This is a genomic window from Streptococcus sp. 27098_8_75, from assembly GCF_041432475.1.
GTDB classification, from domain to species: domain Bacteria; phylum Bacillota; class Bacilli; order Lactobacillales; family Streptococcaceae; genus Streptococcus; species Streptococcus gordonii.
Genome location: NZ_JAPVZR010000001.1, coordinates 259835 through 273841, shown reverse-complemented (window position 1 = coordinate 273841; position 14007 = coordinate 259835). Strand labels below are relative to the sequence as shown.

General features: G+C 38.0%; 15 protein-coding genes. All 15 read right to left on the bottom strand.

The annotated features are described in order from the left end of the window. Window positions 1-240: 240 nt before the first annotated feature. The 15 genes from O3640_RS01285 to O3640_RS01215 all read right to left on the bottom strand — a co-directional run bounded on the left by O3640_RS01285 (window position 241) and on the right by O3640_RS01215 (window position 13786). The gene (locus O3640_RS01285; RefSeq protein WP_037611323.1) at window positions 241-1458 is read right to left on the bottom strand and encodes a site-specific integrase; all 1218 of its coding nucleotides are present in this window, start codon (window positions 1456-1458) and stop codon (window positions 241-243) included. Between the two features lie 10 nt (window positions 1459-1468). Next, entirely contained in the window at window positions 1469-1741 is a 273-nt protein-coding gene (locus tag O3640_RS01280) for a helix-turn-helix domain-containing protein (protein ID WP_105026077.1), read from the bottom strand. 12 nt (window positions 1742-1753) lie between these two features. Further along, a complete protein-coding gene (locus O3640_RS01275) occupies window positions 1754-2860 on the bottom strand; it encodes a CHAP domain-containing protein (RefSeq protein WP_105026076.1) in 1107 nt (368 codons plus the stop codon). A 16-nt stretch (window positions 2861-2876) separates the two neighbouring features. Beyond that, a complete protein-coding gene (locus tag O3640_RS01270) occupies window positions 2877-3101 on the bottom strand; it encodes a hypothetical protein (RefSeq protein WP_125376090.1) in 225 nt (74 codons plus the stop codon). After that, complete coding sequence (locus O3640_RS01265; RefSeq protein ID WP_125376089.1) at window positions 3091-5007, bottom strand: conjugal transfer protein; 1917 nt, start codon at window positions 5005-5007, stop codon at window positions 3091-3093. The genes O3640_RS01270 and O3640_RS01265 overlap by 11 nt, the downstream gene beginning before the upstream one ends. 12 nt (window positions 5008-5019) lie before the next feature. Next, window positions 5020-7524 (bottom strand): ATP-binding protein, encoded by a 2505-nt coding sequence (locus O3640_RS01260; RefSeq protein WP_125376088.1) that lies wholly within the window; start codon window positions 7522-7524, stop codon window positions 5020-5022. A gap of 13 nt (window positions 7525-7537) precedes the next feature. Then, the gene (locus O3640_RS01255; RefSeq protein WP_061564372.1) at window positions 7538-7948 is read right to left on the bottom strand and encodes a conjugal transfer protein; all 411 of its coding nucleotides are present in this window, start codon (window positions 7946-7948) and stop codon (window positions 7538-7540) included. A gap of 2 nt (window positions 7949-7950) precedes the next feature. Further along, window positions 7951-8175, bottom strand: a complete 225-nt coding sequence (locus O3640_RS01250; RefSeq protein ID WP_048789269.1) for a TcpD family membrane protein — start codon at window positions 8173-8175, stop codon at window positions 7951-7953. 10 nt (window positions 8176-8185) lie between these two features. Next, window positions 8186-9181 carry a conjugal transfer protein gene (locus tag O3640_RS01245; protein WP_125376087.1) on the bottom strand — a complete coding sequence of 332 codons (996 nt, stop codon included), beginning with the start codon at window positions 9179-9181 and terminating at the stop codon, window positions 8186-8188. Window positions 9182-9192: 11 nt separating this feature from the next. Then, a complete protein-coding gene (locus O3640_RS01240; RefSeq protein WP_125376086.1) occupies window positions 9193-9750 on the bottom strand; it encodes a conjugal transfer protein in 558 nt (185 codons plus the stop codon). Between the two features lies 1 nt (window position 9751). Continuing rightward, a complete protein-coding gene (locus O3640_RS01235) occupies window positions 9752-9985 on the bottom strand; it encodes a hypothetical protein (RefSeq protein ID WP_048789266.1) in 234 nt (77 codons plus the stop codon). Window positions 9986-10000: 15 nt separating this feature from the next. Continuing rightward, the gene (locus tag O3640_RS01230) at window positions 10001-11233 is read right to left on the bottom strand and encodes a replication initiation factor domain-containing protein (RefSeq protein WP_125376085.1); all 1233 of its coding nucleotides are present in this window, start codon (window positions 11231-11233) and stop codon (window positions 10001-10003) included. A 234-nt stretch (window positions 11234-11467) separates the two neighbouring features. Continuing rightward, entirely contained in the window at window positions 11468-12607 is a 1140-nt protein-coding gene (locus O3640_RS01225; protein WP_268723033.1) for a site-specific integrase, read from the bottom strand. Then, the gene (locus tag O3640_RS01220; RefSeq protein ID WP_000998327.1) at window positions 12594-12797 is read right to left on the bottom strand and encodes a DUF3173 family protein; all 204 of its coding nucleotides are present in this window, start codon (window positions 12795-12797) and stop codon (window positions 12594-12596) included. The genes O3640_RS01225 and O3640_RS01220 overlap by 14 nt, the downstream gene beginning before the upstream one ends. Further along, window positions 12794-13786, bottom strand: a complete 993-nt coding sequence (locus O3640_RS01215) for a hypothetical protein (protein ID WP_000799122.1) — start codon at window positions 13784-13786, stop codon at window positions 12794-12796. The genes O3640_RS01220 and O3640_RS01215 overlap by 4 nt, the downstream gene beginning before the upstream one ends. Window positions 13787-14007: the final 221 nt, after the last annotated feature.

The following is a 14007-nucleotide window of genomic DNA, read 5'->3' as shown; positions in this document are numbered from 1 at the left end:
GAACTGGCGGTGCGCAATTAGGATAGCTCTAGCGACTTTAGTCGCATAGAGATATGCTATGCACAGTTGCCCCAAGAAAACAAGCGAAGCGATGTTTGATTGGATGGCAACCACTGCACTCAAAACGTTAATCAACACGATTATATCAACGTTTACAGACATTCAAGAATTATTTCTTGGATGTCTTTTTTTGTTCAAAAAACTAAAGTTCACCCCAAAATTCACCCCAAGTTCACCCTATTACTTTTTGAGACTTCTAAAGGCTATTTCTCCTGCTGTTTGATTTACTGTTTCAGTAGTATTGACATAAGTCTTCGTTATTTGGATGTCACTATGAGTAAGTGCTTCTGAAATAGCATTTAATGATGTTCCAGCCTGTCTTGCCAGAGTTGCTCCGGTGTGTCTTAATTTGTGAGGAGATGCTGGAGGAAGTTCCGGATGTCTTCTTCGAATAGAATTCATTCGATGATTAAGATAATCAATATGAAGTGGAACGTTAATACCGTTTGTTCTATTATTGTATGTGAAAACGAATTGCTTTTCATTCTGTCTGATTCCAAACAGCTTTAGTTGCTTTTTTTGTTCTATTTTCCAATCGGTCAGGATATTCATTAGTTCTTTAGGTGCTTTAAATAGAGTTTTTTTATTTCCTTTAGTTGATTTAACATTTCCGAATTTGTCTAATGCTTGTTCAATGAGAATTTCATTTTTTTCAAAATTGATATGTTTCCATTGGAGAGCGTAGGTTTCTGATTTTCTATCTGATAAAAAGAATGTCGTATAGAACAAAGCATAATCTTTTAATTCCATTCGATCATTTTTTAGATCGTCATCAAATGCTTGTAGCCATTGTTTAAGTTCTTCCTCATTTAATGCTAGGTCTTCAAACTTTTTACTTTCTTTGAGGGCTAATTTTTTATTAGCTTTAATTCTACTGATTGTCTTTTTTACCTTATTGACTTGAATATATTCAAGCTCTTCTGCCCAGTCCAAGACAGAATTGACGTACCCTCTAATGGATTTAAAGTTGGCATAAGAATTCGATAGTGGAGTAAGAAGTGACAAAACTAGTTGTTTATTTTCATTGAGATGATCAATAGAATAATTACCTAGGACTGGAAGAATTTGCAAACGAAAGAGATTTTCTGTTTGAAAGACAGTTACTGCTGTAGGTGGTTTAATAGTAGCAGTAGCTTGTCCTGCTTTATAGGGTTCTAGCCAAATGTCTTTGTAAAAATCTTTAAATAGGATGTCTCCTTTTCTTTGAGATAAAGTAGAAAATCTTCCTAAACGTGCATTTTCAATGTCAACAGCTAACTTAATTTCTGCTTCCTTTGCCTCTCTGCGAGTTTTGAATCTTTTTTCAAATCGTTTACCAATTCCTAACTTTCCTTGGACGTCATCGGGTATGTACACCCTTAGCCTATAAGATCCATTTTTTGTTTTTGAAATGCCCATTTTTGCCTCCTTATGCGCTTATCTCTAGTCGAGTCATCCACTGATTGATACTTTCTTTGCTGAAACGAATGGATTTTCCAATTCGAATATAGGGTAATCCCATTGCAATCCAGATATCAAGGGTATTATGTGAAACTCCAAGATAATGGCACGTTTGTTTTTTGTTCAGAAATGGAGTATCTAATCCCATATCTTCTTTGAAATGATGAATCTCATCTTTGATAAGAGTTGCAATCATTTTTTGAATTTCTTGTGTCTGTTCTTCTGGTAATTGTACTAACATATTTTTTCCTTTCTAATGTCCTAATACATAGGTAAATTGTTTTGCTGTCTGAGCGTCAAATGTACGGTAGCTAATCACTCCAAGCCCTTTGACATTACATTCTGAGACAAGAATTGAGCCATCTGATTTGACTTGCTCCACAAAGGCAATATGTCCGTATATTGGATTAGCTCCAGCTTGTCCAGGACTAAATGATAGAGCAGAGTGTTCAGTTGGTGTATGGGTTGTAGTAAAGCCTGGCTTATTCATCCATTGGCCACCATTTCCCATGAATGGATCGAAGTTAACTCCGACTTGTTTTCCACGGTTAAAGACATACCAAGTACATTCTCCCCATGGATAGGTGCTAGTGATATATCCATTTGTATCGATAGCTTTTGTGAGACTATATCCTACCGGTATATCATTTGAAGTTACTCCTCCACCATCTCTAGTTTTTCCTGTAGTTTGTTCAGGAGCTTTTGGTGTTCCTCCATGTTCATCGATATACTGATCTAGCTTTTTCATCGTTTCAGCTCGACGCTTGCCAGAGCCTGTAATATCTGTAAAATAGACACCTCCATCGACGGTCTGATTCAAAGAACCGTTCGCATATTTTTGGGCCTTATCATCTTGAATTTTGAAGGTTTCATTCTTATTTCCAATAATTGTCTGTTGAGTTAATGCGACTACGGCAACCTCATCATTGAAATTGTTGGCATTCTCAGGATTTGAATCAAATGCTCCATAACCAAACATGTTGGCACCAGGGTTTCTTGCGACTCCAGCTGTTCCGAGAGAGCTTTCATTTAAGGCAATTGCCACGATACCTCGGACATCTAGATTGGATTTAGCCTCCCATTCTAGGAGTTTTTTCCCGTTAATCCGGTTCTTATCATAGGAGATCCCTAAAGTGTCTAAAAAGCCGTCTAGTTGAGCTGCTGTAATGCCATATCGATGAACTAATAGATTGTGTGTATATGGATCTCCAGAGGACCAGTGTTCCGCATAGGTGGCTCCATCTACCCCAGATCCTCCAGTCGGACTTCCTGCTGTGGCAACCGCAAGAATGATAATGAGAAGAAAGGGGAGAATTATGGGGATTAGTCCAACCAGTAAAAACCATTTTAATTTCTTCATAGGACCTCCTTTCTAGTTAGTATTTGATATAAGCTGTGAATAGCACTGTCCCAAAGCGCCACTTGGCATCTAGTACGACAGAATGAGCTTTGACTTGATCCAGTATAGAGTCTTTCTCACTTTCCTTAACAGGAAACAAAATAAGGAAATCGACTGAGCGTTTCCCTTCTTGATAAGCTTGAAAAAGAGTCTCTTCAAGAATCCTTGGAAAAGATGTTCTTGAGTGAATTCTAATATTCATTGTATTCTCCTCTCAATTGATTGAGTCGTTCTGTTAGTTTGTTTCTTCGTTCAATATTTGTTCGTAATTTATCATCTCGTGTCATAGTCTTTCGATAGGCACGAGTAAAAGCATTGGATCCTTGAGCTTTATACATCGCTTTAGGATCTTTGTATTTATCTAGTTCACGTTCCAGTGAATTGATTCGGTGTTGTTTAAATGGGGAAATCCATTCTTCTTTTAGTGTATGGAATTCATCTTCTGTAGTAGAAGGTCGATCAGCTTGAATAGGTATTTCCACTTTTCCGCTAGGCTTTTCTGGCTTTCTTTCTTGTAGATTTGATTTTTTTGAAGTAGGCGTGCTCTCACTCTCATTCTCTGTTTTAATTTTAGGATCTATTGTGCTCTCTTGTTTAAGAGGTGTTTCAGTCGGAATATCTGGCTCGAATTCATCTTCTGGCATCGTGTCTTTCTGAGTAAAGAAAGAACCGACTTGTTGGAAGTGATCTTTAGAATGCATGACCATTCCTGCTCCAATCCCTGCTCCAGCTAAGGCGAAATTTCCTAGGTGTTGAGCGCTTGAAAGACTACGAGTTGGAACTTGAGAGGCAATCTCTTTTGTTCGAGTCATTCCGTGCTCCATTCGATTTCCAAGATCACTTGCCATCATGCGGGCTTTGGATCCTAAAATGAATTGTATCAATTCTGCCTTGTACTTCCACATGAGAATATAAATAGTGCCTTTAGAAACAACAGATACTAGGAGTTTAAAGACAAGTCCGAAAAGTATAAGAGAAGGCAGAGTTTTTAAAACTTTATCAAAGCCACTGGTAACTAAATTTTCTAAGAGCTTTTCGATGTAAAAGATAAGGAGGGTTAAAAGACTTGTAATTGCTGGAAAAGCTAGACCTCCAAACATGACTTTTAAAACTCCGAAAATCAGATCCTGCATCTGAGGGATAAAAGATACGAGAAGGACGATTGGAAAGAGCAGAATCATCATGAGGACTAAGAGTTGAGCTAAGACATTTAAAAGTTGAATTAAGATAACGGGGATGGCTAAGACAAAGGCTTCTACAATTTTAAAGATGACATAGAACATACGAATGAAGATAAAGTCTGGCATGGCAGATACCCAACGGTTTTCTTCTGAATCTTCGTTAGCACCATCCCCCAGTCTGTCTAAATAGTCTATACGAGTTTTGGCTTTTACAGGTTTGAAGTTTCCATTCTTATCTCCTGTTCCAAGAACTTGACTATCGTCAAAATTCTCCTCTTTTCCGTTTTGACTATTCTTGTATTTCCCATTTTCCTGACCCGTATTGACAAAGACATAGGCCTTATATGATGTTTCTGCGATATAGTTATCTGCCATTGTTTCCCCAACTTTGAGGGATTTCTCTTTTCCATAGTTAATCTCGATGTTTGTAATCTTGGAAGAGACATCTTTTGAAACGGAGTTGATGGTATCTAGTAAATAGAGACCTCCAGATGTTCCAGCGATGGTCCCAAAGTAACTAAAGCCAAGAAGAATGACCATACAAACATGAATCATAGTTCTTGTGAAACTTCCTTTTGAGAAGAAATACTGGTAGAAGAGATAAAAGGCAAGTCCTAATAACAAGATAGAAATCAAGGAACCACTTGCAATTCCACCATGTGTGGAACCGGTGAAGCCATTCCAGATTTTACTAGCTCCCTTATAGACGTAGTTCTTATACGCAGAGTATAAATCAACACTTTCTAATACACGGATTAAGAGAGAGAAGAAACCAACTACCGCATTGAGAATGAAAAAGAAGAAGTTGACGAAGAGTTCGTTTATCAAGACCCAAGCTCCATTGAAAGATCCGAATTCAGTTTTTTCCATATAGGATTTGAGAGCGAAGATATCGACTCCTCTTAATCTCTCAAAAGCTTCTTGCATGGATTCACCTCCTTAACTAGCATATTTATTTTCAAGACTTGACGATACTGTAGCTTTCATTGGTTTTAGAAGCATATCAATATCTTCAAAAATGTTGTGAACAGAAATCATATTGAGGTTGCCGTAGACATCAGAATAAAGGCACTGACCAGAGATCATATTATCAATCCATTCCAGGTTGTTTTCAGTCACTTCAAGATTGACGTGTTTCAAGATATCTTCTCGTTCAGACTTTTCATAAAAGGCAAAGATTGTCCCAAAACCTGTTGTATCATCATCGTTTTCCGCATCATGCACAGACTGAGTAATAAGAGCCAGGGTATTGTTTTTAGAGCGTCCAATCCGGCGCATATTTTTGATAACCGCTTTTCCTTCGGCAGACTTCATGAGGATCCAGGCTTCGTCAAAGAACTCAATGGTATCTTCATGTTCGTTGCGTTCTCCAAAGTGAGTACAGAAGGCACCAAGCGCAAACATGAGGGCGATAGAGTTTCGTTCATGGTCTGAGATCTTAGTGGAATCATCCTTTGGAAGTTTGAGATTATTAACCTCTAAAACAGTCACACGAGACTCATAATTGAGACCTTTTGTAGTTCCGTCTGAAAAAGCTAACTCTAAAATTGAATTATTGACAATGGATGTTAAGTAACGTCCGACTGAGGCTATGTCTGATGAAGCAGCTTCCCTTAAAACTTTTAGAACATGTTTAAAGCCGACCAACTCACCAGCTACTCGACGTTCGACAATGGTATTGATAGCTTCTGTAATAGCTGTCTTTTGGTCCATTGATACATCATCTACAGCTTGAAGAAGAAACTCGAGCATATTCTTTGCGACCTCTACAGCTTGTTCCTTATCGAGAACTACAATAGGATCTAAGACTCCGTGGTTTGATGGTAGTGAGCTATCCAGTGTCACAAAATTAAAGTTCTCAATTTGTTTCTTGCGTTCAGGGTAAAGTCTTGCAAATTCTGGAGAACTAATCACTTGTTGGTAGTGATTTCTAAGTTCACGTTTCGGGTCAATGTAGAGAGTTTTGACATTTTGAAGAGCGACACTTAAAAAGATAATCTGAGCGAGGAAAGATTTCCCTTGTCCTGTTGCCCCAGTGATAATGATATGAGGGTTCTTGGTAATCTTTCCTGCAATATCTTCTTTGTTTCCCACTGTCGCATTATAGAGGACGATATTTTTTGATGATTCGATGGCTTTTGAGATAGAGTCCCAGCGTCCCGTCCAGTTATCAACCCGGCCGATATACCAACCAATTCTATTTCCAGAAGTGGTATTGGTAAAGGGCATGAGTTCCGCAAAGCCTCGTGGTGTTACCATGTGAGTCCAGGTACGAGTTTTCTTTTGAAGAGGTTCCCCGTATAGGAGAGCCTGAAAGAGATAAGGTCCATCTTGTGAGGCTTCACTAATCTCAACTCCCATATCATCAAAATAATTAAGGACCACTTGTCGTCTTTGGCGGAGCTGGTGAACACTTGAAGCTGAGACAATCAAGTAGGCTCCATATTCAATAATATCTTCTTTGTTTCCGACTTTACGCATCAGATCTTTTAGAGAGATAGATCCCATAATAATCTCATCTTGTTGGACGGTGTCGGTATTCTCAGCTTCTTCCATAATGTTTCGATAACGAGTGTTGGAACGTCCCATCTTGCCTTTAATCTTATTGGTATCAATGAACTCAGATTTGACTCGTAACTCAACTGGAAAATTCAAGCGCTGGATAAATTCTCCTAAGTGAAAACCATTGAATTGAACTGGGAACTTTCCAACAGGAAGAATCGTCACAAAGGAGGATCCATAAGGACTTTCTAGCTTAAGGAAGCCTCCTTTTAGGACTTTAATCAAGGTATCTGTGATATTGAATGAAGCACGATTGGCAACCACTTCTTTCTTGTAGTGAGGGATATAGCGGAGGTATTGCATCCGCTGGTAGTAGAAAAGTTCTTCATTGGTGAGGCGCTGTGCTCGAAGAACAGAAAGAGCTTGAAAGATAGTTAATTCGTCACTTTGATATTCTTCATACCAAGTTGGGCTCAGTTCTAACTCATAGCCAAGCCCTTTTGCGATTTTTTCTGAAAAGTCTGTAAAGCTTTCATAGGCTAAGTCTTTAAGTGTTGCCCCGTGATTTTGTTTGCGAAGGGTGACTCCAATCACCCAGTCAAACTGATAAGGGATCTCCATCTCGTCTGTTAGACGATCCACCGTGTAAAGAAGCAATTCTTCTCCTAGTTCACGGCTGTCATCTGCTAGAGCATCGGAAAAGTCCCGCATTTTTTCTTCTAGGAGATAATCTTTTGGAATGAGAGAGATTTCAAAGTGCTGGTTCTTTTGGAGCTTTTTCATCATTTGCGCAACAGTAATTTTGTGTTTCCATTTTTTCTCATCATCCGTAATGGTGATGGGAGTATTGGGGATTCGATAGAAGGCGACAACGGAATGATCCTTTTTCAGAGCTAGGTTGTCATGTGTCTCTCGAATTGGATAGGTTAAGGTAATACTCATAGAACCTCCTTTTCTATAGGTTTGTTTTTTCAAAGACAATTTCATCAATTGGTTCTATTCGGTCCTCCTGGTAGATAGCTTTTTGATTAAGTTTGAAGTCCCACAGATACATCAGGTAGTCAGATAGAAAGAGATGCATCTTCTTTCCATGAGGTTCATACTCAGTGTAGAACTTGGCCAGCTTATAAGGAAGGTACCAATAGAGCAAGAGAGAAATGGAGTGAGTCATTTTAGCTAATGGAACAAGAAGGACTCCTCCAAACAGTAACATCCCCACAAAGACGAGGATGAAGACAATAAAAAAGGACAACTGCATCGGTGTCGCAAAGTACCAAATCCGTGTGCCCTTTTTTGTCTTAATTTCTTGGATCCAATAAGGAGCATTTAGCCCCTTACTGTAATCATAGAGTTTTTCTTCTTTCATGATTAAAGTCCTGTTTCAATTCCAAAGAGACGCAGGAACCAGCCAAAGGCCTTGAGGATATCCTGTCCTTTTGCGATGGAGACAATCACGGCATAGAAGCCAACGACCGAAAAGAGTTGGAGCCAGGAGCTGTTTCGCCAAGCCTTGATGGCTAAAAGTACCGCAATAGCTGTTAGGATCCAAATTCCGTCTCCTTGAAGAAAACTTCGTAGGTTGTCTGTGTTCATATAAATTCTCCTATTCTTGATTATTTGCGTAGTTTAAGGGAATAGTGTGCTCTAGTTTAGAGACATAGTAGGTTTTTTCTTTTTCGATAAGGGTAAAGGTAAAGTTTTCAGAGTGAGTAGTTCCTCCCACTTCAAAGGTTGCTTGAACATAGGCTGTTAGCCCCTTTTTATTCTTTTTGAGATAGGTGTAGTCTATACTTTTAAAGGTGGTGTTTGCGACAACATCTACATCTTTTGAAATCAAGTTGAGATTATCCTGATTGGTGGTGTAGTTGGTGAAAAAGACAGTCAGAAACTTATCTACTTTCTTGTGTACTGAATCAGAAAGACGATCTGTAGTAGTAAGAGTGAGTTTGTCTTCTTCCTTGAAGGATCCAGCTTGTGAGCTTTCTAGGGTAGTGAACCAAGGAAGGCCGGAGATATAGTAGCTGTTTCCTTTTTGAGCATAAGGGATATTGAAACCAGTCACAATTTCTGTTTCTTGTGTTTCCTTGTCATGGCGTATCCATTCCTTGTACTTGATCCGGTAAGTTGCCACATTGTTTTCTACAGTGATTAGTTGAGCGGATAGTAACTCACTAGGATTTCTGACTTGGCCTTGGGATTTTACATCCGGAACAAAGTTATAAAAGCTATTGAGGTAGTCGATCTGTCCTTCTTGTTTTTCAACTTCTTGAGGGAGAGTGAAGTAGGCATAGACAAAATCATTGAGATAGTACTGGAGCTTATAGTCGTACTGTTTTTCTTCTACAGGTGCCTGAACTTTTTTGGCATGGAGGATCTCCACATTCTTTTCTAGTTTAGAGACTTGATTCGAGAGTGTGATAGCACGAATAGCCCCCGTTAGACCAACAAAAAGGAGGAAAGAAATTCCTCCAATAACAGCCAGATTGACTGTTTTCTTGTTGGTGATTTTCAGTTTAGGTGGACCTCCTTTCTTTTCCATCTTTTTGAATTTTGAGAGGTATTCTCTCGCTTTTAGTAAGTAGTGTTTAGCTTTATCCATAAGACCTCCTTTTAGAGTCCGGCCAGTTCAATGAGTTTAGATCCCTTGGCATAGAGGCGCTTATTAGCTTTTTCAATTTCTCCGTTAATGTAATAATAGCCACGTAACTCAGTTTGGAGCTGCTCGACTAGTTCCGGACGAAGATCTTTGACTTCTTCCTTTTTTAAAAGAGAGTTCAGTTCTCCAGCCTTAGTCCAAGCTTCTCTGTGGTCTTTCTTTTTGAGTAGCTCTCCCAGTTCATTGGTGATTTGAGAGACTTTCTTTTCAAATGTTGTTTTCGTTGCCATTTCAATTTCCTTTCTAAATGTTTCTTGATTGCTTTTAATTGTTTGTTGGATATAAGAGATAAGAGACGGGCGCATTCTTTTGTTTAGACTGAGCACATCGCCATCTAGAGTGAAGAAGGCATGTTCGTAGTCATAGAAACCATTCGCATCTGGTGGTTTTTCAGTAGATCTTCCAGCACATTCATAGAAAAAGTCTTTTTCTTTTCGAAGAAGAATAAACATGTTCCAAAATTCATGTTCTGGAAGAAGCAGAAAGTCTGCTTGATAAATCTTCTTCAGCATCTTAAGAGGCCTCTAGAAGATCATCATAGCCCAGAGCTTGGTAGATAAAATCAGAATCAAACCAGAGCCAATCGTTAATCGTAGTTTCTGTCGGTATATCACCAGAGAAGATATCTTCACAGATAACAGTTAAAGTATCAACTCCACCGCGTTCACGGACAGTGTTTAGAGTTTCTAATCCACCTGACCAGGCTTTAAAATTTTCTAATGAATTGATTTCTACTTTGTATTCCATAGCTTGTTTTCCTTTCTAATGTTCATAGTGTTTACTAACTTTGAGGAGCTTTAACATAGCTTTCCCACGATCGGTAATTTCTCCGCTATTTTTGATCATCTTCATGTATTCCGTCTGTAAAATCTTATCTGCTTCAGAAACAAGGGCTAGGGAGTTTGCGACTTGGTAGGTTAGCCAGCGAATCGTTCGCTCAATACTATAGGGTTGAGGGTTAGTTGAGAGTTTCAAGGGTTCGACTCCTCCAAAGAGTCGTTGCCATTTTTCATCAGGTTTATAAGCTCCAAACTGATTGATGCCATCATAGACTTGAATCTCTTTGTTTATGATGCCTCTAGCAATTTCACCCAGATCGACACCATTGATATATTCTTCTACAACTCCTTGAGCCTTCTGGTCTGAAAAGCGAAGTTCGTAGCGATTCCAGATACCAAAAATCTCCAAGGATTCGTCCAAGGAGATATTTTCCATTCGAGCTATTTCATAGCGCTTTTCATAAAAGTTGAAATAGAGCTGACTTTGACGACTCCCAAAGTAAATGGATAAACCGTGATTGGCTTCCATGTCTTCGTTATCGGTGAAGGATCCACCTCCAGTGATATTCCATTTTTTGAGAGTATCAAGGACAATCTCATTGGCATGGAGTTTCTTTATCAAGTCAGGTATTAGAATTTGTTGGTCTTCGTGTCCATAACCCTTATAGAGTTCATCAAGGGCTATATCTAGGCGTTTAACTCGTACATCCTGATAGGAGTAGAGGATATGTTGGAGAAAGATTTGCCAGGTGATGCCCTTGTGTTCTAAGATAACCTCCATCTCACGGCATCCTTGGCCGGATAGTTGAAGGCAGACTTGGTAGTCATTAGTAATCGCCTTATCAAAAAAATCAAAGATCCATATGTTTCCTCTTTGCCAGAGATGTGTATAGTTCATGAGACGTGTTTCTTGTTCTGTAAACTCACTCAAGGGGCAGTGAAGGAAGTTCACACAAAAGTCATCTAAATCTTTGAGTCTTGGGAAAGACAAGCGGAGGTAGTCAATCTGAGCTCGAAGGCTATCTCGTTCACAATCTTTATGGTAACCCAGTTTTTCTTTTAGTTCTCTAAACTTCTCAATCGTTAGTCCTCTTTCGCCAGCTTCATAAGACCGATAGGTTCTAGTTGGAAGATCCACAGCTCGTGCAAAATCTTTTTGGCTAAGTCCTGTCTGTTTTCGGAATTTCTTGATATGAAAAGGACTAATTTTGTCCATTCATTTGACCACCTCTTTCTAACTAAGTGACACACTTTTTTGACGAAAGTGACACACTTTTTAAAATTCGAAAACCCAACTCCCACAAGGAATGAGGAGGGGTTGATATGGCGTTTTTGCCAATTGTAACCCCCCTATTAGAAATAGTGGGAAAATATGAAAAAAAGCCCTTTAAAATGAGGCTTTTTGAGGTGTATTTCCTTTTTTGGTAGCTAATTTGGTAGCCAAAGAGATTTAGTCGATAAAATCACTTGATATCAGATTGAGTTTATCTGTTAATTCGGAATCAGCGTTTGGGTATAAATGACTATAAATGCTAAGTGTAGTTTTGACATCAGAATGACCTAATCGTCTTTGAATATATAGAGCATTTACATTATATTCATTAATAAGTAATGACGCATGGGAGTGTCTTAAACCTTTTGGTTGAATGTATTTAACTCCTGCTCGTTTAGAATATTTTAGAATCTGGTCTCTAATACTACGTTTACGATATGGATTTCCATCAAGTGATAGAATGAATGGTATCTTGTCAACTTTTGCTTGTCGTTCTTTCCATTCTTTAAGTACGTTTAGAGTATTATCATCAAGGCCAATGGTTCGTCTGGAGCTTTCAGTTTTTAGTTTGTTACGCCGAACCCAATTTTCACGGTTTATATACTGTAAGTTGTGATTGATTGCTAGAGTTTTCTTTTCAAAATCTAAATCTTCCCAATAAAGAGCAGTCGCCTCATTTACACGCATTCCTGTAAAATAATAAAGCCAAAAAAGCGTATAAACAAAGTGCTCAAAATAACTCTTTTTATCAAGACATTGTATTACTTTTTGGAACTCGTCTTTTGTCCAAAAATCTATATGTTTTTTTATGATTGGAATTGGACTGATATTACTTGTGGGAATTTCATGAAAAATCAATCCATATTTTTTTGCAGTTTTCAAAACTTGATTAAGCAAAGTCATCTTGTTTCTTGCATATGAATTTGAATATCTCTCTAATAAACCGTTTCTATAATTAATCACATCATAAGTAGTAATTTCTCTAGGTTTTTTCTTACCAAAGTATTGAATAAATTCATCGAATATAACTTGACGTCTGTGTTCGAGATCCGGACTTGTTGTAGCGTAATAATTTGGCATAAAAACTTCTTCCATAAACTGCTTAAAAGTCCATTGAGTATGCTTAATTCCTCCTTTTTGTTGTACCTTGTTCAATGCTCTTGTACGTGCTTCAAAGGCTTCTTTTGCGGTTTGAAAACCACGTCTACGTTCTTGATAAGGTTTACCAGTAGCTAGGTCAACTCCAGCTTTAAAATAATAAGTATATTTGCCAGTCTTATCATCTTTCGTAACACCGGTATATCTAGTTTTTGACATGGAGTTCCTCCAATCCAAGTATCTCTGCTACAACTGATACTGGAACAGTTCCAAGTCCTTTATTGTTATAGAAATCGAAACCACGCTCGACCATAATATGTTTTGCTTGCCGTAAAATATTATAAGCAGTCCATTTTGAAAAACCTAAGTCCATAATTTCTTGTACTGTCATAGTTAATTTATCGTTCATAAATCAATTTCTCCTTTACTAGTAAGTTCTAGGAATTCTCCTATTAATTGTTTGAGTTCATTATTTAATCGTGGGGTTTGTTCTTTAAGTGCATCTTGTAGCTCTAAAGAAAATGAGCTACTATCAAATGCTTTTAAATGTTTTCTAAGCCTAGTCTTTTTAACTCTAATAGTGTTAGGTTTCAGATAGGGGAATAATTCGGGTAAGAGTGCAGGTTCATGGAGAAAGATATAAGCAAATGCTTTGCTATCATCTGGAACACTTGAAAGACTAAAAAAGCTAAAATTCTCCAATCGTTTAGAAATCTCTGAAATGGTTTCTTCGTTTATAGCCTTTGTCCGAAGTTGGAACTCTAACCGCCACCAAAAGGGCTTGCTTTCTATTTTTAATTTATCATCTCTTTTGTGACTTAATACCTCTATATTCTTATCGTACAAACGTACTTGAACGTTGCTACCACTTGCACCCCAGTATTTACTTTCTATATTTCCCCCTCTACCGTAGAATATTTTATGACTAACCCCTCCTTTGATATGTTGTAAAAAAACTATTTCTGGCCTATTAAAGATATCAAAAGCAAGATCTAATCGTGACAGTCTAATTTCTAATCGATTTAATCGAGCGTAATTCATAATCTGCCTCCACACTTGTAACCCCTCAAATTCTTTTAGTGAGTTTGGGTTGAAGTCTAGGCGTATGACTTGATAACCACCATAATCCGATAGTTGAAAGAAAATTAGATTTATACTATCTTCGTTTATCATTTTATAAAGAGTAAAATAGTCTTCTCTTAGATTTTCTTGAATACTAAATTCTTGAATTATATTATCGAGTGATTTTCGTAATTCACGAAATATTCGTCTAAGTGATTGGTTCTCACTATCAAAGATTACTGTTAATCTGTCAATGCTGATATAAATAGATTTTTCTAGTTTTGATAAATCTACTTGACTTTGATATTCTCGTAGAGATTGAATGGTATTTTTCAACTGTAACGCCTCCTTTCTATACTTAAAATCTGCGTAATTCGTTGCTACTATTGATTTTTGCCGATGACTCGTTACTTAGGGCGTTGCCTTAAGTGTATCTGATTGCTGGCTGTTAGAAACGCCAGCTTTTATGTTAGAGATTGGGAGAACTTCGAGCTTCGGGCGCTCTGCCTTCGGCCCGCGCCCTTGCACTTGTCTCCCAATCTCTAATTTATTAGTTT

Bases quoted from the DNA above. Each gene is read 5' to 3' on its own strand.
- O3640_RS01285 (WP_037611323.1), bottom strand. From the start codon at position 1,458: ATGGGCATTTCAAAAACAAAAAATGGATCTTATAGGCTAAGGGTGTAC.
- O3640_RS01280 (WP_105026077.1), bottom strand. From the start codon at position 1,741: ATGTTAGTACAATTACCAGAAGAACAGACACAAGAAATTCAAAAAATG.
- O3640_RS01275 (WP_105026076.1), bottom strand. From the start codon at position 2,860: ATGAAGAAATTAAAATGGTTTTTACTGGTTGGACTAATCCCCATAATT.
- O3640_RS01270 (WP_125376090.1), bottom strand. From the start codon at position 3,101: ATGAATATTAGAATTCACTCAAGAACATCTTTTCCAAGGATTCTTGAA.
- O3640_RS01265 (WP_125376089.1), bottom strand. From the start codon at position 5,007: ATGCAAGAAGCTTTTGAGAGATTAAGAGGAGTCGATATCTTCGCTCTC.
- O3640_RS01260 (WP_125376088.1), bottom strand. From the start codon at position 7,524: ATGAGTATTACCTTAACCTATCCAATTCGAGAGACACATGACAACCTA.
- O3640_RS01255 (WP_061564372.1), bottom strand. From the start codon at position 7,948: ATGAAAGAAGAAAAACTCTATGATTACAGTAAGGGGCTAAATGCTCCT.
- O3640_RS01250 (WP_048789269.1), bottom strand. From the start codon at position 8,175: ATGAACACAGACAACCTACGAAGTTTTCTTCAAGGAGACGGAATTTGG.
- O3640_RS01245 (WP_125376087.1), bottom strand. From the start codon at position 9,181: ATGGATAAAGCTAAACACTACTTACTAAAAGCGAGAGAATACCTCTCA.
- O3640_RS01240 (WP_125376086.1), bottom strand. From the start codon at position 9,750: ATGCTGAAGAAGATTTATCAAGCAGACTTTCTGCTTCTTCCAGAACAT.
- O3640_RS01235 (WP_048789266.1), bottom strand. From the start codon at position 9,985: ATGGAATACAAAGTAGAAATCAATTCATTAGAAAATTTTAAAGCCTGG.
- O3640_RS01230 (WP_125376085.1), bottom strand. From the start codon at position 11,233: ATGGACAAAATTAGTCCTTTTCATATCAAGAAATTCCGAAAACAGACA.
- O3640_RS01225 (WP_268723033.1), bottom strand. From the start codon at position 12,607: ATGTCAAAAACTAGATATACCGGTGTTACGAAAGATGATAAGACTGGC.
- O3640_RS01220 (WP_000998327.1), bottom strand. From the start codon at position 12,797: ATGAACGATAAATTAACTATGACAGTACAAGAAATTATGGACTTAGGT.